The sequence below is a fragment of the Mycolicibacterium pyrenivorans genome (assembly GCF_025821625.1).
GTDB lineage: Bacteria > Actinomycetota > Actinomycetes > Mycobacteriales > Mycobacteriaceae > Mycobacterium > Mycobacterium pyrenivorans.
Genome location: NZ_JACKSH010000054.1, coordinates 1 through 21965, shown reverse-complemented (window position 1 = coordinate 21965; position 21965 = coordinate 1). Strand labels below are relative to the sequence as shown.

General features: G+C 67.9%; 17 protein-coding genes and 1 tRNA gene. 12 read left to right on the top strand and 6 right to left on the bottom strand.

Translation table 11 applies throughout. From position 1 onward, the window contains the following. Positions 1 to 43 precede the first annotated feature (43 nt). The 5 genes from H7I57_RS07850 to H7I57_RS07830 all read left to right on the top strand — a co-directional run bounded on the left by H7I57_RS07850 (position 44) and on the right by H7I57_RS07830 (position 5670). Positions 44 to 439, top strand: coding sequence for a VOC family protein (locus H7I57_RS07850; protein ID WP_264022867.1), 396 nt, complete (start codon positions 44 to 46; stop codon positions 437 to 439). A 12-nt stretch (positions 440 to 451) separates the two neighbouring features. Beyond that, complete coding sequence (locus H7I57_RS07845) at positions 452 to 2161, top strand: amidohydrolase (RefSeq protein ID WP_264022828.1); 1710 nt, start codon at positions 452 to 454, stop codon at positions 2159 to 2161. Between the two features lie 76 nt (positions 2162 to 2237). Next, a complete protein-coding gene (locus tag H7I57_RS07840; RefSeq protein ID WP_264022827.1) occupies positions 2238 to 3788 on the top strand; it encodes a PucR family transcriptional regulator in 1551 nt (516 codons plus the stop codon). Positions 3789 to 3873: 85 nt separating this feature from the next. Next, positions 3874 to 5127, top strand: a complete 1254-nt coding sequence (locus tag H7I57_RS07835) for an NAD(P)/FAD-dependent oxidoreductase (RefSeq protein ID WP_264022826.1) — start codon at positions 3874 to 3876, stop codon at positions 5125 to 5127. An 81-nt stretch (positions 5128 to 5208) separates the two neighbouring features. Beyond that, complete coding sequence (locus tag H7I57_RS07830) at positions 5209 to 5670, top strand: GreA/GreB family elongation factor (RefSeq protein ID WP_264022825.1); 462 nt, start codon at positions 5209 to 5211, stop codon at positions 5668 to 5670. Positions 5671 to 5705: 35 nt separating this feature from the next. On the opposite strand, the gene H7I57_RS07825 is transcribed toward H7I57_RS07830, so the two are convergent. The 6 genes from H7I57_RS07825 to H7I57_RS07795 form a co-directional block, all read right to left on the bottom strand. Next, complete coding sequence (locus H7I57_RS07825) at positions 5706 to 6932, bottom strand: glycosyltransferase (protein ID WP_264022824.1); 1227 nt, start codon at positions 6930 to 6932, stop codon at positions 5706 to 5708. A 3-nt stretch (positions 6933 to 6935) separates the two neighbouring features. After that, entirely contained in the window at positions 6936 to 9962 is a 3027-nt protein-coding gene (locus H7I57_RS34050) for an ATP-binding protein (protein WP_504928635.1), read from the bottom strand. Positions 9963 to 10302: 340 nt separating this feature from the next. Next, positions 10303 to 10377: transfer RNA gene (locus H7I57_RS07810), tRNA-Val, on the bottom strand. A gap of 44 nt (positions 10378 to 10421) precedes the next feature. Further along, positions 10422 to 10886, bottom strand: coding sequence for a peroxiredoxin (locus H7I57_RS07805; protein WP_264022823.1), 465 nt, complete (start codon positions 10884 to 10886; stop codon positions 10422 to 10424). Between the two features lie 36 nt (positions 10887 to 10922). Next, positions 10923 to 11351 (bottom strand): DUF3052 domain-containing protein, encoded by a 429-nt coding sequence (locus H7I57_RS07800; protein ID WP_264022822.1) that lies wholly within the window; start codon positions 11349 to 11351, stop codon positions 10923 to 10925. Positions 11352 to 11476: 125 nt separating this feature from the next. Then, positions 11477 to 12055: an Rv2240c family protein gene (locus H7I57_RS07795; protein ID WP_264022821.1), complete on the bottom strand. Its 579-nt coding sequence runs from the start codon at positions 12053 to 12055 to the stop codon at positions 11477 to 11479. A 198-nt stretch (positions 12056 to 12253) separates the two neighbouring features. On the opposite strand from H7I57_RS07795, the gene aceE reads away from it, so the two are divergent. From aceE to H7I57_RS07760, 7 genes are all read left to right on the top strand, one after another. Beyond that, positions 12254 to 15046 (top strand): pyruvate dehydrogenase (acetyl-transferring), homodimeric type, encoded by a 2793-nt coding sequence (gene aceE, locus H7I57_RS07790; protein WP_264022820.1) that lies wholly within the window; start codon positions 12254 to 12256, stop codon positions 15044 to 15046. Positions 15047 to 15098: 52 nt separating this feature from the next. Beyond that, positions 15099 to 16340 (top strand): PucR family transcriptional regulator, encoded by a 1242-nt coding sequence (locus H7I57_RS07785; protein ID WP_264022819.1) that lies wholly within the window; start codon positions 15099 to 15101, stop codon positions 16338 to 16340. A gap of 191 nt (positions 16341 to 16531) precedes the next feature. After that, complete coding sequence (locus tag H7I57_RS07780) at positions 16532 to 17464, top strand: ACP S-malonyltransferase (RefSeq protein ID WP_264022866.1); 933 nt, start codon at positions 16532 to 16534, stop codon at positions 17462 to 17464. 85 nt (positions 17465 to 17549) lie between these two features. Further along, positions 17550 to 17849 (top strand): meromycolate extension acyl carrier protein AcpM, encoded by a 300-nt coding sequence (gene acpM, locus H7I57_RS07775; RefSeq protein WP_137144537.1) that lies wholly within the window; start codon positions 17550 to 17552, stop codon positions 17847 to 17849. Next, a complete protein-coding gene (gene kasA / locus H7I57_RS07770) occupies positions 17846 to 19096 on the top strand; it encodes a 3-oxoacyl-ACP synthase KasA (protein WP_264022818.1) in 1251 nt (416 codons plus the stop codon). The genes acpM and kasA overlap by 4 nt, the downstream gene beginning before the upstream one ends. A 48-nt stretch (positions 19097 to 19144) precedes the next feature. Then, positions 19145 to 20398, top strand: a complete 1254-nt coding sequence (kasB, locus tag H7I57_RS07765) for a 3-oxoacyl-ACP synthase KasB (RefSeq protein WP_264022816.1) — start codon at positions 19145 to 19147, stop codon at positions 20396 to 20398. Between the two features lie 16 nt (positions 20399 to 20414). Further along, a complete protein-coding gene (locus H7I57_RS07760; protein ID WP_264022814.1) occupies positions 20415 to 21860 on the top strand; it encodes an acyl-CoA carboxylase subunit beta in 1446 nt (481 codons plus the stop codon). Positions 21861 to 21965: the final 105 nt, after the last annotated feature.

Here is a 21965-nt window from a genome sequence, read left to right as displayed (position 1 = left end):
AGCGACGCCGATCACCGGTGTCACCGTCAAGGAAGGACTTCCGATGACATTCCCCGCGCTCACCCATGTTGCGGTCACGGTCACCGACCTGGCCGTCAGCACCCCTTGGTACCGCGCCCTGTTCGGCGCCGACCCGGCGCTCGACGAAGACACCGACGCCGGGTTCCACCACGTGGTGTGGCAACTCGGCGCCGACACGCTGTTCGGGATCCACCAACACAGCACCGAAGCACCCCGGGAGAAATTCTCGGAGTTCCGCGCAGGACTGGACCACGTCGCATTCGGGTGCGCGTCGCGGGCCGAACTGCAGACATGGGTCGAGCGCCTCGACGAGCTCGGCCTGTCGCACGGCGGCATCGTCGACGCTCACTACGGATCCGGTGTCAGCTTCCGGGACCCCGATGGCATCGCTTTGGAGTTTTTCGCGCCGCCCGGATGACACACTTGGCGCATGGCTGATCGTATTCTCACCGCCGGCACCGTCATCACGATGGACGGAGATGTTCCGCGGGCGCAGGCGGTGGCGGTTTCCGGCGACACGATCGTCGCCGTCGGCAGCGTCGACGACTGCCTCGCAGCACTGCCCGACGCCGAGTTGGTCGACACCGGGGTTGCCGTGCTCGCGCCGGGTTTCGTTGAGCCACACGGACATCCGCTGATCAGCGGGGTCGCCACCCAGGCCCCGGCCCGGTCCATCGCCCCATGGGACGCGTCCACCTGGGCCGACGTGCAGAAGATCTTCGGTGACGCGATCGCGACCACCGATCCCGGCACCCCGCTGTGGTTCGCCGGCTACGACGCCCTGCTCCACGGCCACCCGGCGCCGAAGGCCGAAGAACTCGACGGGATCTTCGGCGACCGCGTCACGGTGATCACCGACAACTCCGGCCACGGAGTCTATTTCAACTCCGCGCTGATCAAGCGGTACGGCTGGGACACCAACCCGCCGGCCGATCCGGTCGCCTCCCACTACGGCCGCAACGCCGACGGAACATTGAACGGCCAGGGGTTCGAGTTGCCGGTGGTCACCGCCGTCACCGGGCCATTGATGGCGCAGATGGGCGACGCCCTGCTGTCGGGCGCGCACTACTACGCGGTGATGTCCCGCGGCGGCTACACGTCGACGTCCGACATGACCTACGACCCGAAGTTCGCCGCAGGTTACGAGGCCCTCGCGGCCGCACCGTCGTGCCCGCTGCGGGTGAGCATGTGGGAGATGTCGATCACCGACACCTACTGCGATACAGCCACTTTCGCCGCGGGCGAGTCGTGGCTCACCAAGGCAGGCGTCAAACTGTGGACCGACGGATCGCCGTGGGTGGGCAACATCGCGATCTCGTTTCCGTATCTCGACTCCGAGGCCACCCGCATCGCCGGAATCGACCCGGCCACCGCGGGCGGTGCGCAGTCGATGAACTACACCCGCGCTCAGCTCGACGAGATCCTCGACCACGCGGCGCCCAAGGGCTGGCAGATGGCCTTCCACGCCAACGGCGATCTGGCACTGGACCTGGCGCTGGACGCCTACGAGGACGCGCTGAACCGGAACTCCCTGGCGGGCACCGACCATCGCTGGCGTCTCGAGCACTGCGGCGCAGGCACCCGTGCGCATTTCGACAGGGCCGCGCGCCTGGGCGTGCACGTGTCGCTGGCACCGTTCCAGTACTACTACTGGGGCGAACTGCTCGACGGCGCCATGTTCGATCACGAGCACGGCGCGCGCTGGGCGGCGTTCGCCGACGCCGTCGCCTCGGGAGCGTGTGTGTCGCTGCACAACGACGGCTCGGTGTCCCCGCCGACGCCGGTCGTCAACATCGCCACCGCGGTCACCAGGCGCACCCGCAAGGGCACCGTGCACGGACCCGATCAGGCGATCTCACTGGATCAGGCGTGGCGGGCACAGACCATCGACGCCGCCCGTACGCTGCACCGCGAGCATCTGGTCGGGTCGATCGCACCGGGCAAGCTCGCCGACTTCGTCGAGCTGACCGCCGACCCGTGGACGGTGGACCCGGCCGAGCTGATCGACCGGGTGCGGGTGACCGGCACCTGGCTGGGCGGGCGTCGAGTGGACCTCGACGAGTTCCTCGGCGCCGTCGGCGGCGTCGACAACGCCGAGCACGCACACCTGGCGGAGCGCACGGCAAAGGGCTGTTGCTGACCGAGGCCGCGGCGCCTGCCTGGCCGAGTGGGTACGCCACCGGATACGTCGGAGCCGACTGGGATGGGGAGAGCTGATGGTCACGTTGGACCGCCTCATCAACGTGCTCGGCGGTTACGGCGTCCAGCTGAGGTCGAGCCCGGTGCCCCGCTCGACGGAGCTGCGCAGTGTGGTCATGCACGAGGACCGCGACGTCGTCGGTGACGTCCTGCTGGCAATCGGCGCCGAATCGATCGAGGTCGCGGTCGCATGGGCGCGATCGGCTCGTGCGACGGTGATGCTGGTGCGCGATGACGGGACCGCTGACTTCGCCGCCTCCCCCGGCGATCCGGCGATCATGACCGTCGACCCCGAGGTCTCGTGGAGTGAGCTCGCCGCGGTGGTCTTCGGTCTGGTCCTCGAGGGCCGTGAGACCGAATCCGGCCGCGGCCCAACCGATCTGTTCGCGCTGGCCGACAGCCTCGCCGACGCCATCGGTGGCGCGGTGACCTTCGAGGACCGCCACTGGCGGGTGCTCGCGTACTCACGGCTGCAGCAGCACGCCGACGCCGCCCGTGCCGAGACCATTCTCGCCAGGCAGGCTCCGGATTCGTTGCGCGCGTTGTTCACCGCCCGCGGCGTCGTACGACATCTCGCGGACTCCGACGCGCCGATCTTCGTCGCCGGGTCCCCCGAGCACGGCCTGTCCGGACGCATGGCGGTGGCCGCGAGAGCGGGCCGGGAGGTGCTGGGCTCCGTGTGGGTGGCCTGTGAGGCGGAGTTACGCGGCGAGCAGCTGCGGGCCCTGACCGACGGCGCCCGCATGGTGGCTCTGCACCTGCTGCGCTCGCGAGCCAGCGCAGATCTCGAACGGCAGGTGGAGTCGGACCTCGTCATCGGGCTGCTCGACGGCACCGTGGACGCACCGACGGTGGCCAGCAAGCTGGCGCTGCCGCCATCCGGTCTCCGGGTGATCGCGCTGCGGGCCCGTGTGGGCGAGGAGCGCCACGCGGCGCTGCTGCTGGCGTTCGAGCGCGCGACGATGGGCTTCGGGTGGTCGCGGCCGGGTCGCAGCACGCTGTTGGACACCGCGGTGTACACCGTGCTGCCGAGCGAGCCGGCGTCGGTGGCGCGGCGCTGGGTGGACGACCTGCGTGCCGCGATGCCGGGGCAGACGACCGTGCACGCCGGGATCAGCGGCGTGGCAACGGTCCTGGATCTACCGACAGCGCGCGACGAGGCCGACGAGTGCCTGGCGCTGCACGAGCTTCGGGCCGGCATCACCGCGGCACCTGCCTATGACGAATCCTGGGACGACATCCTGCTGCAGCGGCTGCGCGTCGCCGCCCGCGTCGGGCGCACGCCCCAGCGCGGTCCCGTGGCCGACCTGCGCCGCCACGACCGCATGCACGGGACCCGCTACGTCGACACACTGCGGGCGTGGCTCGCCGGGCAGGGTGACCTTCACCAGGCCGGCGCCCTGCTCGGCGTCCACGAGAACACCGTCCGTTACCGGCTGCGCAAGATGACCGAGGTGACCGACCTGGACCTCGGCAATGCGAGTAAGAGGCTCGCGATGACGGTCGAACTCGCGGCATCCGACGGCGACGACGGCGGCGCCTTGTCGGCAGACGACAAACTGGCGTGACGCAGTTGTCCGAGTTGGGCAACCGGCATTCCGCCGAACCTTGTCACCATCGGTGGGGAAGGTATGTCCAGACGGAGGTGACGTGATGCTCGGCGTCGAGGGGTTCGACGGCGGTCCGCGCTCGGTGATCGTGGTGGGCGCCGGCATCGTGGGGTTGTCGACGGCCTGGTTCCTGCAGGAGCGCGGTGTCGAGGTGACCGTCGTCGACCGTCGGGGCGTCGCGGCCGGGGCCTCATGGGGCAACGCCGGCTGGGTGTCACCGGCCCTGACCATCCCGCTCAACCAGCCGTCGGTGCTGGCCTATGGGCTGCGGTCACTGGCCGACCCGGCCGCGCCACTGCACATCCCGTTGCGCGCCGATGCCCGACTGCTGGCCTTCCTCGCGCGGTTCGCGGCCAACTGCCGTCGCTCGTCGTGGGATCGAGCGGTGCAGGCGAACGTGCCGTTCAACGAGGAATGCCTCGAGGCGTTCGACGTGCTGACCGGCAACGGCGTCGACGTGCCGACCACCGACGGCCCGATCACGGCGGCGTTCACCTCCGAGCGACAGGCCGCCCATCTGCTCGACGAACTGCGCCGCCTGCAGCAGGCCGGGCAGCCGGTGTCCTTCAGCCACCTCACGAGCGAAAAGCTCACCGAGCAGGTGCCGCTGGCATCGTCGGCGATCCGGGCCGCGATCAACATCGAGGGGCAGCGGTTCGTCGATCCCGGCCGCTTCACCCACGCGCTCGCCCACGCGGTCGTGGCCCGCGGCGCCTCCATTCACACGATGGACGTCGTCGACGTGGTCCCCGCGCCTGGCGGCGTGCGGGTCCATTCCGACGACGGCGCGCCGCTGTCCGCCGACGCCGTCGTCCTCGCCACCGGCGCCTGGCTGTCGAGGCTGGCCGGCCGCTGGGTCCGTACCCCGGTGCGCGCGGGCCGCGGCTATTCGTTCACCGTGCCGACCGAGCGCCCGGTGCCCGCCCCGATCTATCTGCCGGAGGTGCGGGTGGCGTGCACGCCCTACCGGGGCGGTCTGCGCGTCGCGGGCACGATGGAGTTCCGCGGTCCGGACGATCCCGCCGTCCCCGCCCGTATCGAGGCGATCGTGGCGTCGACGTCGCCGCTTCTCGACGGCCTCCGCTGGCAGGAGCGCACCGACGAATGGGTCGGTCCACGGCCGGTCACCACCGACGGCCGCCCGCTCATCGGCGCGGTGACGAACGGTGTGTACGTCGCAGGCGGACACGGCATGTGGGGCCTGGCGCACGGCCCGATCACCGGCCGCCTGCTGGCCGAGCAGATCACCACCGGTAAGCAGCCCGCCGCGCTCCGCGCGGTTGACCCGCTGCGCTGAACCAGACCCGCATCCAGTCGTCAGGGGCGGCGCATCGCCCGCCCCTGACGACGACACTTCACCCACTCTCAGGAGGATGACTTGACCACCGCACAACGCATTTGGCTCACTCCGCAGGCGCACGACCGGCTCCGTGACGAGTTGACGACGCTGCGCACGTTGATCGCCACCGAGGCGGTCGACGAAAGCCCGGAGAACTCGGTGACCGTGCAGCACAACCGCCAGACCCGGATTCAGCAGATCCACGACCTGCTGTTCAACGCGGTCGTCGGCGAGGATCCGCCCGACGACGGCGTCGCCGAACCGGGCATGGTGCTGACGGTGCGCTTCGACCAGACCGGCGACACCGAGACGTTCCTGCTCGGCGCGCGCGGCGCCGAGTACGGCGACCTGGAGGTCTACTCGGTGAATTCGCCGCTGGGCGCGGCGCTGCTAGGTGCCCGCCCCGGCGAGCAGCGCAGGTATGCGGTGCCCAGTGGCGAGTCGTTACCCGTGACGCTGCTCAACGCCGTGCCGTACGGGTTGCACCGGCCGCGCGGGTAACCGCGAAGATCGCTCTCAGCTCGGGTCACCTGCCTTCAGGCCAAGCACCGGCGTTCATAGAGCTCGGCACCGTGTGCCACCCCGCCCGTGGCCTCGAAACCGGCGGCGACCCGCCCGGCGCCCTCCGCCATCGTCATCGCGTCACGGACCTTGGCCGCCAGGCGCGGCGGTGACAGCTTCTTCGCCGGCAGCCGGGTGCCACAGCGGGCGACCTCGACGCGCCGCGCGACCTCGAACTGGTCGCGGCCGAACGGCACGACGCACACCGGGACACCATGAAGGAGCGCCTTCTGGGTCGCGCCCATCCCGCCGTGGGTCACCGCACACACCGCTCGGTCGAGTATCACGCCGTGAGGTGCCCGGCCCCGCACCGTGGCGTTGGAGGACGCGGTGATGTTTCCGGCGTGTCCCGCTGGGAGGGTGGCGACCACGTGCACGGGTTCGTCGGCCAGCGCGGTGATCGCGGTCCGGACGAGTGCGGTGTCTTCCTGCCGCTCCGACGACGTCGTGACGAGGACGATCGGTCGGTCGATCGTGGCGAGCCAGTCGGGAACCGTTTGTGGACCGGGATCCAGTGCGCACGGCCCGATCATGTGAACCGTCTCCCCCCAATCCGTCTGCGGGTACTGGAAGGGCTTGCCGGTCGCCACCAGCATCAGCGGCGCTCGGCGCAGATACTCGTCGACCGACCCGACCGACTCCAGGCCGACATCGGCGCGTACCGCGTTGACCGGCGGGAGCATCACCCTCTCGACCGACTTCGTCACCACAAGCCGCGCGACGGCGTCACGGACCCGGCCCACTACCCCGCGCAAGGGCTGCAGGCCCAGCCCGAACGGCGGTACGCCGGGCGACTCGAGTGGTGGGGTGTACGGCGCGAAACACGCCCAAGGGATGTCACCGGCCTCGGCCGCCGACAGCGCGCCCCAGCAGTTGACATCGATCAGCAGCGCGTCCGGGCGAAAGGCTGCGATCGCGTCAGCAAGGTCGGCGACTTCGTGTTCGGCGCGGCGGGCGAACGCCGTCACGCCCAGTTTCAGGGCGCGGCGTGGATCGGTCGTCGTCCAGTCGTCGAGGGCGATCTCCTCGATGCGCGGGTTGATCGCGTCGGTGTCGAAGCCGAGGCTCTGTCCGAGCTCCACACAGCTGGAGAGCGTGCGCAGACGAACTCGGTGTCCGCGGCGCCGCAACTCCAGCAGCAGGGAGCTGATGGGCAGCATGTGTCCCAGTGCGGGTGAGGTGTAGGCCAGGATCGTCGCCACTTCTCAGACCACCCCGATTCCAGCGGTCGCCTCGTTCACGAGGCGATGAGCCTGTGCGAGTCGTCCTCGGGCGCCGAGCTTTTCGCACTCCTCGAGGTATTGCCTGGCCAGCTCCGCGTAGGCAGACCAATTGCGCTCGGCCTTCGCCATCAACGCACGCGACTTCAGCCACCACAAGTCCAACGCGGGAACGCCAGGGCGGTGATCGTTCCATTGCTCGATGATCTGACGAGCCTCCGAGATGTCGTTGGCGGTTCCCCGGGCAAGGAGAATCTCCATCAGGGCTTCCCCGGGGCACACGGCGTAAATTCGCATGCCGCTTCCCATGTGGAGCTTGAAGGAGGCGCGAAGGTCCTCGATTGCTTCGTCGCGCCGCCCCTTCCGTGCGGCGTCGACCGCGAGATCGGCGGCAATGGTCGCCAATGAAAGGGTGATCAGCCGATGCTTGCGCGCGCTGGCCCGCGCATGTTCCAGGAGACGAATCGCTACGTCGTGCGAGGCGTTCTGCGTGCGCAGAAGGACGGTGCCGTACGCCCACTGTGCCGAGATGATGCCACTCATGTCGCCGAACGATTCAGCGCGTCGCAGCGCCTCCCGCACATCCTCGACGAGATCTTCTGCCCGGCACATGCCCAGCGCCGCAACGATAACCGAAAAATGCAGGATCATCGCGTAGTTGACAGGGTGTAGCTCGCGTGCTTGGTCGGTTCCCTCGCGTAGGTGCCGCCAGCCCCGGGCTGGGTCGCCAAGGCAGATCTCGATGACACCACGCAGTGCTCGGGCGGGTGCGAGTTCGACCAGCGGTGCGTCGTCTGAGAGCGCGAGGATCGCGTCGATGATCCTCAGCGCGGCGTCGAACTCGCAATTCGCGAAGCGGGCGAAGGCCAGCGAGTTCAGGACGATGCCCTTCGTCTGCGAGTCAGGCCCGATGTCATCGACAATGCCCTCGACGTCCGCTGCCAACGCGGCTGCTTGCGGAACCTGGCTGTTGTTGACGATGAACGAAAAAATGCGTCCAGCGGTCCCGATCGCGAAGGATCTCAGATCACCGAGTTGCAAGCTCATACGACGAAACTCGAGGTATTGCTCGTATGTGTCGACGTCGTCACCCACATAGAGCAGTGTTGACATCAGCATGGTGCGGGGCGCGATGCGCATGGCCACGACGTCGTGGCCATCGGGTAGCCGGTCGGCGATGCGTTGTGCGTTCTCCCATTCCGCCCGCGCGGCAAGGAGATCTCGAGGCCTGAGCCATTCCGCCGCCCGCATCCGCCATCGATACGCCGCGGCGTTGTCACCGGCCGCCTCGAGGTGGGTCGCGATCAGTGCCGCATTCTCGTCGGCGACACCACGTCCGCGTGCTTCGATGGCGGCAGCCAATCTACGGTGAGCCTGCCTGCGTGTGGCGGTCAGCTGTGAGTCGTAGGCCACCGCACGCACCAGCGGGTGGTGAAAGCAATAGCGCTGTCGCGGAACGAATTCAGTCTGATCGATCAACTCCGCCGACACCAGCTCGGCCAGATGCGATGACACCATCTCGGGTCGGAGAGCACGCAAAGTGTCCAAGTCGAAGCGCGTCCCGACGACCGCGGCGGCGTTGAGGATGGCTTTCGCCTCGGCCGGCAAGCGGTCGATCCGAGCCGCGAGGACCGCTTGTACCGTTGCCGGAACCGCGATTTCGTCAAGGTGACCGACCAGGCGGTAACTGCCCCGGCTTCCCGAGAGCACACCACGTCCGGCCAGATCGCGGACGATCTCCTCGATGAAGTACGGGTAGCCGGCCGCCGAGGATGCGACGCGCTCTGACAGTCCGGTCAGCGACGGATCGCTACCGAGAACCTGACCCACCAACTCCCGCGCCGCCGGATCGGCGAGCGGCTGCAACGTGATCGTGTGGTCCGAATGCTGATGGAGCGCGCCCTGAAACTCAGGGCGGTAGGTCGTCAGGAGCATCGACGTCGTGAGGCCGAGAGTCGTGGCGAAATCGGCCAGAACCGCGTCGCTGGGTTCGTCGATCCAGTGGGCATCCTCGAGTACGACCACGACTCTGGTCGGACGTGCTCGAATGGCCTGTGTCATCACCTGAACCAGGCGGCGGCGCCGACCATCAACGCTGACCTTCAGTGGCGGCGCGGTCGGGTCGGCGATTCCCATGGCGTCGAACAGGATCTGCGCGTCCGCAGCACCGAGGGCGAAGGGCCGGCAGGCCGCCGCCGTGACTGCACGGGCCTCGGCGTCGTCGAGTCCGTCGACGGTGAAAAGGGCACGCAGCAACCGTGACAAGGCACGAAACGCCACGGTAGAGGTGTGGGCTTCGCAGCGGGCGACGGCGACGTCCGCGCCCTCGCTTGCGGCCATGGCACCGAACTCACTGATCAATCGGCTCTTGCCCAGACCAGGGGCACCGATGATCCCGACAAGACATCCGTGTCCGCCGTCGAACAGAGTGTGCAATCGACTCAGCTCGGCATCCCGGCCGAGCATCAGTCCCTCGTTGCGACCCAACACCATGCGTTCGGACTCCACAGCCAAGAGTTGTCTTGCGGGCTCGGGCACGTCGCTGCCTTTGACGGCAACCTGCCGGACCGGCCCGAGGCGGGCGGACTCGCCGACAAGACGCGCGGTGGACAGCGAACAGAGAACACCATCTGGTGGTGCCGCAGCTTCCATTCGTTGAGCCATCCCGACGGGATGACCGACCGCCGTGTAGCGACCCGGACCCGAACCGATCTGGCCGGCAATGACTTCACCGGAGTTCAGGCCGATGCGCAGATGCAGGGCCACGCCGTCGGCGTGAAGCACCTCAGCGGCGAGTTCCTCGGCCACCGATTGAATCTCCAGTGCGGCGATACACGCCCGCAGCGGATGATCCTCCAGTGCCAGAGGAGCACCGAACAATGCCATCAGGCCATCCCCGGTGAACTTGTCCACCATGCCGCCGTAGTGCTGCACCACTGCGCCCGCGCGGTTGAACAAGTCGTGCATGACTTCTTGAAGCCGCTCGGCATCCAGTGTGGCCGCGAGTTTCATCGAGCCCACGACGTCGGCGAACAGCATCGTGACCTGCTTGCGTTCGCCGGCGGCCGGCCGCGGCGAAACAGGGCGGCCGCAGTTGTCGCAGAAGCGGGCATGGACGCGTAGGTCGTTACCGCACGACCCACAGCGACCGGTTGCTTCAGTGACGTGGCTGGCCATCCCCCGTTATCTTTCGCGCCGTCAATATCTCTTCATGATCGCGCACGACGGGACCGGGCGGCCCGTAACGGAAGATTTCCCGGTCAGCCCCAGGGCGGGACCTGTGACACGGTCCTTGCCACGCCGTTCGCAGGGTCGGTTGTGCCGCCGGTGCACGGCTGATACCGGTCGATGATGGTGGGCGCGGACGGTATCGAACCGCCGACCGCTGGTGTGTAAAACCAGAGCTCTACCACTGAGCTACGCGCCCGATCCCGGGCAGGCTACACGCCCGGCGCCTGCGACCGGAAATCCTCAGCCGGACCGCAACGCCGCCAGCGCATGTGACCACACCGCGTGGTCCCGCATCTCGCCCGGCTCCTTGCATTCGGCGAATCGGATGACGCCGGAGCGGTCCACCGCGAACGTGCCCCGGCTGGCGAATCCGGTGTCGTCGTTGAACACCCCGTAGGCCTGGCTGACCGCGCCGTGGGGCCAGAAGTCGGCGAGCACCGGGAACGTGAATCCGCGCTGGGTGGCCCACACCTTGTGGGTCGGCGACGGCCCGACCGAGATGGCGAGCGTCGCGGTGTCGTCGTTGACGAAATCGGCCATCCGATCCCGGATCTCGTCGAGTTCGCGGGCGCAGATGCTGGTGAACGCGAGCGGAAAGAACACCAGCAGCACGTTCTTGACGCCACGAAAGGAACTCAGCGTCACCGACTGGTTGTTCTGGTCCTTGAGCGTGAAGTCCGGTGCGTCGTGGCCGACGGCCAGCATGCCTTTACCGCTGCCTTCTGCTCTTCGCGCGAGCGCTCATCGCACCTTGCTGACGGCCTTTGCCTTCGGCTGCACCAGGCGACTGGCGATCCAGTCCCCCAGGTTGGCCGACGATGTCTGCATCAGGCCCGCGGTCGGCGCCGACTCCGCGATCTCGGCGGGCAGGACGTGCCCAGGCTTGCCGGTCTTGGGAGTGACGACCCAGATGACGCCGTCCTCGGCCAGCGGCGTGATGGCGTCCATCAGGGTGTCGACGAGGTCGCCGTCCCCGTCGCGCCACCACAGCAGCACCACGTCGACGACTTCGTCAGAACCCTCGTCGAGGAGGTCACCGCCGCTCGCGTCCTCGATGTCGGCCCGGATGTCGTCGTCGGTGTCCTCGTCCCAGCCCAACTCCTGCACGACCTGATCTTTTTCGATGCCCAGTCTGCGGGCGTAGTTCGGGGGGTCACCCGCCGAGACCACCTTCGGTCCTCCTTCAGCCAACTCGACGCTCTGTGCGATTTGTCGTTCTTGGTTCTTGTCGTTCTTAGTTCTTGTCGCCCTATCGTCGCACGCCCACCCGCGACCGCGGGCAAGTGACCGCAGGTTTATCGGTATGCGGCATCGCACCGGTCCAGTGCCACGGTCTTGGAATCGTTCAGCCGGGTGATCGCGGCGTTGAACTCGTCGGGTCCGTACTTGCCCGCGATCGCGGTGGCAACCGCCCGCGCGGCGTCCACCCAGCCTCTGAGCGAATCCCGGATTTCGGGGGCCAGCCGATCGGAGATCGTCCCCGCCACCAGGTCGGCGCTGATGTTCAGCGCGTCCACCGCCGGACCCGCGGTGCGCTCGATGTTGGCAGGGTTCGCGTTGACGGCGTCGACGTAGGTGTTGACCGCGCCGATGGCGTCGGCGCTGCTCGAGCTCATCGCCTCACACGCGGACCGGACCGCCTCGGTCGTCAGCGACTCCTGGCGTTCGGACTCGCGTGCGCTCGAACTCGCGGCGGACTCTTCGATCGACGCGGACACCGAGGCCCGGTACACCGGCGCCTCGCCCTCGGCCACTGCGGCGTCGCCGTCGGTGACGCCGGTGCAGCCGACGACGATCATCGCCAGGACGGCCGGCAGGCCGGCGGCGAGGGCGGCGACCCGCACGCGTGGCGCGCTCAGCCAACCCGTCAGCACGGAGCAGACGTTACCGGTTCACCTGCCCGTTCACCCCCGGGTTCAGCCGGGTGATCGGCGGTTCTCTGCACTGACCCCACCCGGCAGTGCGCATGGGGCAGGATTAGACGAGGATAGAGTCCGCCGCGCGCGAGAAGCGAGGAAAACCCACTTCGCCGATCACGCGGGCATTTGCACCGCCTAACAAGGAGTAGTGCGTTGACCACCGAGTTCGTGCGCCAGGATCTGGCCCAAAACTCCAGCAGCACAACCGAACCCGATCGGGTTCGGGTCATTCGTGAAGGTGTCGCGTCCTATCTGCCGGATATCGACCCCGAGGAGACGGGCGAGTGGCTCGAGTCCTTCGACGACCTCCTCGAGCGGTCCGGCCCCGCAAGGGCCCGCTACATGATGTTGAGGCTGCTGGAACGGGCCGGGGAGCAGCGCGTCGCCATCCCGGCGCTGACGTCCACCGACTACGTGAACAGCATCCCGACCGAGCTGGAGCCTTGGTTCCCCGGCGACGAGGACGTCGAGCGCCGCTACCGGGCCTGGATCCGCTGGAACGCCGCGATCATGGTGCACCGCGCGCAGCGCCCGGGCGTCGGTGTCGGTGGCCATATCTCGACGTATGCCTCCTCGGCCGCCCTCTACGAGGTCGGGTTCAACCACTTCTTCCGCGGCAAGTCCCACCCCGGTGGCGGCGACCAGATCTTCATCCAGGGCCACGCGTCACCCGGCATCTATGCCAGAGCCTTCCTGGAAGGGCGGCTCAGCGCCGACCAGCTCGACGGCTTCCGCCAGGAGCACAGCCATCCGGGCGGCGGCATCCCGTCCTACCCGCACCCTCGCCTGATGCCCGATTTCTGGGAGTTCCCCACGGTGTCGATGGGCCTGGGGCCGATGAACGCCATCTACCAGGCTCGGTTCAACCACTACCTGCACGATCGCGGCCTCAAGGACACCGCCGACCAGCACGTGTGGGCCTTCCTCGGTGACGGGGAGATGGACGAGCCGGAGAGCCGCGGCCTGGCCCACGTCGCCGCGCTCGAGGGCCTGGACAACCTGACCTTCGTCGTCAACTGCAACCTGCAGCGCCTCGACGGCCCCGTGCGCGGCAACGGCAAGATCATCCAGGAGCTGGAGTCCTTCTTCCGCGGCGCCGGCTGGAACGTCATCAAGGTGGTGTGGGGCCGCGAATGGGACGCCCTGCTGCACGCCGATCGCGACGGCGCGCTGGTGAACTTGATGAACACCACGCCCGACGGTGACTACCAGACCTACAAGGCCAATGACGGCGGCTACGTCCGCGACCACTTCTTCGGCCGCGACCCCCGCACCAAGCAGTTGGTCGAGAAGCTCTCCGACACCGAGATCTGGAACCTCAAGCGCGGCGGCCACGACTACCGCAAGGTCTATGCGGCCTACCACGCCGCGATGGAGCACAAGGGCCAGCCGACGGTGATCCTGGCCAAGACCATCAAGGGCTACACGCTGGGCAAGCACTTCGAGGGCCGAAACGCCACCCATCAGATGAAAAAGCTTGCGCTGCAAGACCTCAAGGACTTCCGCGACAGTCAGCGGATCCCGGTCAGCGATGAGCAGCTCGAAGAGAACCCCTATCTGCCGCCGTACTACCACCCCGGGCCCGAGGCACCTGAGATCCGTTACCTGCTCGACCGCCGTCGGGCCCTCGGCGGGTTCCTGCCCGAGCGGCGCACCAAGGCCAAAGTGCTGCCGCTGCCGGGCCGAGACGCCTACAAGGCGCTGAAGAAGGGCTCGGGCAAGCAGGAGGTCGCCACCACGATGGCGACCGTGCGGACGTTCAAGGAACTGTTGCGCGACAAGGAGATCGGCAAGCGCATCGTGCCGATCATCCCGGACGAGGCGCGCACGTTCGGCATGGACTCGTGGTTCCCGAACCTCAAGATCTACAACCGCAACGGCCAGCTCTACACCTCCGTCGACGCCGAGCTGATGCTCGCGTACAAGGAGAGCGAGATCGGGCAGATCCTGCACGAGGGCATCAACGAGGCCGGATCGGTCGGCACGTTCATCGCGGCGGGCACGTCGTACGCCACACACAACGAGCCGATGATCCCGATCTACATCTTCTACTCGATGTTCGGCTTCCAGCGCACCGGTGACAGCTTCTGGGCGGCCGCCGACCAGATGACACGCGGTTTCGCGCTCGGCGCCACCGCGGGGCGCACCACGCTCACCGGGGAGGGCCTGCAACACGCCGACGGTCACTCGCTGCTGCTGGCGTCGACCAACCCGGCCGTGGTGGCCTACGACCCGGCGTTCGCCTACGAGATCGCCTACATCATCGAATCCGGCCTGCACCGCATGTACGGGGAGAACCCCGAGAACGTCTTCTTCTACATGACGATCTACAACGAGCCCTACGTCCAGCCGGCCGAACCGGACGGCCTCGACGTGGAGGGCTTGCTTCGCGGCATCTACCGCTACCGGTCGGCGCCGGAGAAGCGGTCCAACACGGCGCAGATCCTGGCGTCGGGGGTGTCGATGCCCGCCGCGCTGAAGGCGACCGACCTGCTGGCCTCCGACTGGGACGTCGCCGCCGACGTCTGGTCGGTCACCAGCTGGGGTGAGCTCAACCGCGACGGCGTGGCGATCGAGAAGGAGCAGCTGCGCCACCCCGGGCGCTCTGCGGGCACGCCGTACGTCACCAAAGCGCTGGCCGAGGCCACCGGTCCGGTGGTGGCGGTGTCGGACTGGATGCGCGCCGTACCCGAACAGATCCGTCCCTGGGTTCCGGGCACCTACGTCACGCTGGGCACCGACGGTTTCGGGTTCTCCGACACCCGGCCCGCGGCGCGCCGCTACTTCAACACCGACACCGAGTCGATCGTCGTCGCTATCCTCGAGGGGTTGGCCCGTGACGGCAACATCGATATGGCCGTGGCGGCCGAGGCCGCCGACAAGTACCAGATCGACGATGTGATGGCCGCCCCGGTGCAGACGTCCGACCCGGGTCCAGGTGCCTGACAGGACACACCATTTGTCGGATATCGCCAGAGGACTGGCGTAGATTTTAGGGATGACCGACAACAATCGGTTCATCCCGCCGAAGTCCACTGTCGAAGTGCTGGGGAACGTGCCCGAGTCGGCGCTGCGCCGGCTCAAGCAGTACTCCGGCAGGCTGGCCACCGAAGCGGTGCACTACATGGAGGAACGGCTGCCGTTCTTCGCCGCCCTGGAGGCGTCCCAGCGGGCCAGCGTCCAACTGGTGGTGCAGACTGCGGTGGTCAACTTCGTCGAGTGGATGCGCAATCCGCAGAGCGACGTCAGCTACACCGCGCAGGCCTTCGAGGTGGTGCCGCAGGACCTGCGCAGGCGGATCGCGCTGCGCCAGTCCGTCGAGATGGTGCGCGTCACGATGGAGTTCTTCGAGGAAGCGGTGCCGCTGCTCGCCCGCTCGGAGGAACAGCTGACCGCGCTGACCGCAGGCATCCTGCGCTACAGCCGCGACCTGGCGTTCGCGGCCGCCACCGCATACGCCGACCAGGCCGAGATCCGGGGCGCGTGGGACACGCGGATGGAGGCCAACCTCGTCGACGCCGTGGTCCGCGGCGACCTCGGCCCGGAGCTGCAGTCCCAGGCCGCCGCACTGAACTGGGACGCCACCGCGCCGACGACCGTCATCGTCGGGTCACCCCGTCCCGGCCGGATGGACTTCGCCAGCGACGACGTCCGCGAGGTGGCGAACCGCAACGGGCGCGCGGCGCTGTCCGACGTGCACGGCACGTGGCTGGTCACCATCATCTCGGGGGGACTGTCGCCGACCGACCGTTTCCTTGCCGAGCTGATGCGGGTGTTCGATGACGGGCCCGTGGTGATCGGCCCGACCGCGCCGACGCTCGGCGGGGCGCACCGCAGCGCCACCGAGGCGATCGCGGGGATGAACGCCGTGGCGGGCTGGGCGGGCGCCCCGCGGCCGGTGGCGGCCCGCGAGTTGCTCCCGGAGCGGGCGCTCCTGGGCGACGCGTCGGCCGCCGTGGCGTTGGAGGCCGAGGTGATGCGGCCGCTGTCGGACGCCGGACCCGCGCTGATGGAGACGTTGGACGCCTATCTGGACTCGGGCGGCGCCATCGAAGCGTGCGCACGCAAATTGTTCGTTCATCCAAATACCGTCCGCTACCGGCTCAAACGGATCGCCGATTTCACGGGCCGCGATCCCACGGTTCCGCGCGACTCCTATGTCCTGCGGGTGGCCTCCACCGTGGGCAGGCTGACGCGGCAAGCCCAGCAGTCCACCGTGACGGGCAGCGGATCCGGGTAGGCCATGCCTGTTACGCCAGTCACACTTGGGGGCAAAGCAGGTGCGTAAGACATTTCGGCGCGGTCTCGATGGCATAGCTTCACATGCTGTTTTGTGGAGTACCTACAAAAACCTAAGACAAGGTTCATAATCTCTTACACCGTGCAAAACGGTCTTCTCAATGTTTCCTTAGAGACGTGCCTCAGAAGACTGTGCTTGCATTCCTCGCGCCCGGACAGGGCTCGCAGACCCCCGGCATGCTTGCCGAGTGGCTCGAGCTGCCCGGAGCCGCCCAGCGGATCGCGGCGTGGTCGGAGATCGCCGGCCTGGACCTCGCACGTCTCGGCACCACCGCCACCGCCGAGGAGATCACCGACACCGCGGTGACCCAACCCCTGGTCGTGGCCGCGACCCTGCTCGCTCACGAGGAACTCTCCCGGCGTGCCGTGCTCAGCGACGACCACGAGATCGTCGCGGCCGGACACTCGGTCGGCGAGATCGCCGCCTACGCCATCGCCGGGGTCATCTCGGCCGACGAGGCCGTCTCCCTGGCGGCGACCCGCGGCGCCGAGATGGCCAAGGCCTGCGCGCTCGAGCCCACCGGTATGTCGGCGCTGCTCGGCGGCGACGAAGCCGAGGTGCTCGCCCGACTCGAAGCCCTCGACCTGGTTCCCGCCAACCGCAACGCGGCCGGACAGATCGTCGCCGCAGGTGCGGTGTCCGCGCTGGAGAAACTCGCCGAGGATCCGCCGGCGCGGGCGCGGGTCCGTCGGCTCGCCACCGCGGGTGCGTTCCACACCCAATACATGGCCTCGGCACTCGAGGGGTATGCCTCCGTCGCCGGCCGCATCACTCCCGCTGAGCCCACCGTCACGCTGCTGTCGAACGCCGACGGCCGTCCGGTGTCCTCGGCCGCCGACGCGATGGCCAAGCTGGTGGCGCAGATGACGCGGCCGGTCCGTTGGGATCTGTGCACTGCGACCATGCGGGAGCGCTTCGAACAGGGCGGGACTGCGGCGATCGTCGAGTTCCCCCCGGCGGGGACGCTGACCGGAATCGCCAAACGCGAACTTCGGGGGTTACCGACGCACGCCGTCAAGTCCCCCGCTGACCTGGACGGGTTCGTGGAATCGCTCCACGCCTGACCAGATGACAAATTCATAGCTCGTCACGCTCGACCATTCCTACGTTTCACACATCAGTAACAACACATAGATAGAAGGAGCCATAGTGGGCGCCAGCCAGGAAGAAATCATCACCGGTCTTGCGGAGATCATCGAAGAGGTCACCGGTATCGAGCCGTCCGAGGTGACTCCCGAGAAGTCGTTCGTCGACGACCTGGACATCGACTCGCTGTCGATGGTCGAGATCGCGGTGCAGACCGAGGACAAGTACGGGGTGAAGATCCCCGACGAGGATCTCGCCGGTCTGCGCACCGTCGGTGACGTCGTCGCCTACATCCAGAAGCTCGAGGAAGAGAACCCCGAGGCCGCCGCGGCCATTCGGGCACAGATTACGGGCGACAAGTGACCAAACCTTCCACTGCTAACGGCGGTTTTCCCAACGTCGTCGTGACCGCCGTCACGGCGACCACCTCGATCGCACCGGACATCGAGAGCACGTGGAAGGGTCTGCTCGCGGGCGAAAGCGGCATCCGCGTTCTCGAGGACGACTTCGTCGAGAAGTGGGATCTTGCGGTCAAGATCGGGGGGCACCTCAAGGAGCCCCTCGATCCCCTCATGACCCGACTGGAACTGCGGCGCATGTCGTATGTCCAGCGGATGTCGAAGTACCTCGGCAATCAACTGTGGGACAGCATCGGGCGTCCGGAGGTCGATCCCGACCGTTTCTCGGTCGTGATCGGCACCGGCCTCGGTGGCGGCGAGAAGATCGTCGAGACCTATGACGCGATGAACGAGGGTGGCCCCCGCAAGGTGTCGCCGCTGGCCGTTCAGATGATCATGCCGAACGGCGCGGCCGCTGTCGTCGGTCTGGAACTGGGCGCCCGCGCCGGGGTCATCACCCCGGTCTCGGCCTGCTCGTCCGGATCCGAGGGCATCGCCCACGCCTGGCGCCAGATCGTCATGGGTGACGCGGACATCGCGGTGTGCGGTGGCGTCGAAGGCGGCATCGAGGCACTGCCGATCGCGGCGTTCTCGATGATGCGCGCGATGTCGACCCGCAACGACGATCCGGAAGGCGCGTCGCGGCCGTTCGACAAGAACCGCGACGGGTTCGTCTTCGGTGAGGCCGGCGCGCTGATGGTCATCGAGACCGAGGAGCACGCCTTGGCCCGCGGCGCCAAGCCGCTGGCCCGACTGCTGGGCGCAGGCATCTCGTCGGACGCGTACCACATGGTGGCGCCGGCGCCGGACGGTCTGCGGGCCGCCCACGCGATGAAGCGGGCGATGGAGACCGCCGGGCTGTCCCCCCAGGACATCCAGCACGTCAACGCGCACGCCACGTCGACCTCGATCGGCGACCTCGCCGAGGCCAACGCCATCCGGGCAGCCGGTGTGGAGCACGCCGCGGTGTATGCGCCGAAGTCGGCGCTGGGCCACTCCATCGGCGCCGTCGGCGCGCTGGAGTCGATCCTGACGGTGCTGTCGCTGCGTGACGGTGTCATTCCGCCGACCCTGAACTTCGAGACGCCCGACCCCGAGATCGATCTCGATGTCGTCGCGGGTGAGCCTCGATATGGCGACTACCAGTATGCGATCAACAACTCGTTCGGCTTCGGCGGCCACAATGTGGCTCTGGCCTTCGGTCGTTACTAGAGGGCACGAGCGTAGTTACTGATCGGAGAAAGGACGCGCAGCTCACTTATGGCCTCGCCGACAACAGGTAGCGGACTTCCGGACGTCGTAGTCACCGGCATCGCAATGACCACGAGTGTGGCCACCGACGCCGAATCGACGTGGAAGGCGCTCCTGGACGGCCAAAGTGGCATCCGCACGCTCGAGGATCCGTTCATCAAGCAGTTCGAGCTGCCGGTCCACATCGGTGGCCATCTGCTGGAGAACTTCGACGGGGAACTGACCAAGGTCGAGAACCGGCGGATGTCCTACGTGCAGAAGATGGCCACCGTGCTCGGTCGGCGCGTCTGGGACAACGCGGGCGCGCCCGAGGTCGACACCAACCGGCTGCTGGTGTCGATCGGAACCGGTCTCGGCGGGGCCGAGGCTCTGGTGTTCGCCTATGACGGCATGCGTGAACGCGGGCTGCGGGCCGTGTCGCCGCTGTCGGTGCAGATGTACATGCCCAACGGGCCGTCGGCCGTCGTCGGGCTCGAGCGCCACGCCAAGGCCGGGGTGGTCACCCCGGTGTCGGCGTGCGCGTCCGGCTCGGAAGGGATCGCCCAGGCCTGGCGCAACATCGTGCTCGGCGAGGCCGACATCGCGATCTGCGGCGGCGTCGAGCAGCGCATCGAGGCCGTGCCGATCGCCGCGTTCGCCCAGATGCGCATCGTCATGTCGACCAACAACGACGACCCCGCCGGTGCGTGCCGCCCGTTCGACAGGGACCGCGACGGGTTCGTCTTCGGCGAGGCAGGCGCGCTCATGGTGATCGAGACCGAGGAGCACGCCAAGGCGCGCGGCGCCCAGATTCTCGGCCGGCTGATGGGCGCGAGCATCACCTCCGACGGGTTCCACATGGTGGCCCCCGACCCCACCGGTGAACGCGCCGGCTACGCGATGACGCGTGCACTCCAGCTGGCGGGTCTGCAACCCACCGACATCGACCACATCAACGCGCACGCGACCGGCACCAGCGTCGGCGATGTCGCCGAGGGCAAGGCGATCAACAACGCGATGGGCAGTCACCAACCGGCGGTGTACGCCCCGAAATCCGCGCTGGGCCACTCGGTCGGCGCGGTCGGCGCGGTGGAATCCATCCTGACCCTGATGGCGTTGCGCGACGGCATCGTCCCGCCCACGCGGAACCTCAAGAATCTCGATCCCGAGATCGATCTCGACGTGGTGGCGGGGGAACCGCGTACCGGAAACTTCCAGTACGCGATCAACAATTCGTTCGGATTCGGCGGGCACAATGTCGCACTCGCCTTCGGCAAGTACTGAAACGGCAGGAGAACACATGACGACCCTCGAGAATCCGCTGGCCCCTGACGCTGCGAACGAATCTCTGGATCCGCGTGATCCGCTGCTGCGGCTGTCGACCTTCTTCGACGACGGCAGCGTCGAACTGCTCCACGAGCGGGACCGCTCAGGAATGCTGGCCGCGGCCGGAACCGTGAACGGCATGCGGACCATCGCATTCTGCACCGACGGCACCGTGATGGGCGGCGCGATGGGCGTCGAGGGCTGCCAGCATATCGTCGACGCCTACGATCTCGCGATCGAGGAGCAGAGCCCGATCGTCGGTATCTGGCACTCCGGTGGCGCTCGGCTGGCCGAGGGCGTCAAGGCGCTGCATGCGGTCGGGCTGGTCTTCGAGGCGATGATCCGGGCTTCGGGCTACATCCCGCAGATCTCGGTGGTGGTCGGCTTCGCGGCCGGCGGCGCCGCCTACGGTCCCGCGCTGACCGACGTCATCGTGATGGCACCCGACAGCAAGATCTTCGTCACGGGACCGGACGTGGTGCGCAGCGTGACCGGTGAGGACGTCGACATGGTGTCGCTCGGCGGTCCGGAGGCGCACCACAAGAAGTCCGGGGTGTGCCACATCGTCGCCGACGACGAGCTGGACGCCTACGAGCGCGGCCGCCGTCTGGTTGGATTGTTCTGCCAGCAGGGCCATTTCGACCGCAACAAGGCCGAGGCCGGCGACACCGACCTCAAGGCGCTGCTGCCCGAGTCGGCGCGGCGCGCCTACGACGTGCATCCGCTGATCGGGGCGCTGCTCGACAGGGCTGATGACGGCGGGCCCTCCTTTGAGGAGTTCCAGTCACGCTGGGCGCCGTCCATCGTGGTCGGCCTGGGCCGACTCGCCGGGCGCAGCGTCGGTGTGATCGCCAACAACCCGCTTCGCCTCGGCGGTTGCCTGAACTCCGAGAGTGCCGAGAAGTCGGCACGTTTCGTGCGGCTGTGCGACGCGTTCGGCATCCCGCTGGTCGTCATCGTCGACGTGCCCGGCTACCTGCCCGGTGTGGACCAGGAGTGGGGCGGCGTGGTGCGCCGCGGCGCCAAGCTGCTGCACGCCTTCGGCGAGTCCTCGGTCCCCCGGGTCACGCTGGTCACCCGCAAGATCTACGGCGGCGCCTACATCGCGATGAACTCCCGCTCGCTGAACGCCACCAAGGTGTTCGCATGGCCCGACGCCGAGGTAGCCGTCATGGGCGCCAAGGCCGCGGTCGGCATCCTGCACAAGAAGACGCTGGCCGCCGCCGCGCCCGAGGACCGGGAGGCGCTGCACGAGGAACTCGCGGTCGAACACGAGAAGATCGCGGGCGGTGTCGATTCGGCGATCGAGATCGGCGTGGTGGACGCGAAGATCGACCCGGCCCATACCCGCAGCGTGCTGACCCAGGCATTGGCCGAGGCGCCCGCACGCCGCGGTCGCCACAAGAACATCCCGCTGTAACCACTCACCGCCGGAATTGCATTCCAGCCAATGTGACCTTGCGGTCGCCCGTTCCGGGGTGAAAATGGGCTGGTGGTCGCCTTGCGACGCCGTGTCTGCATGGTT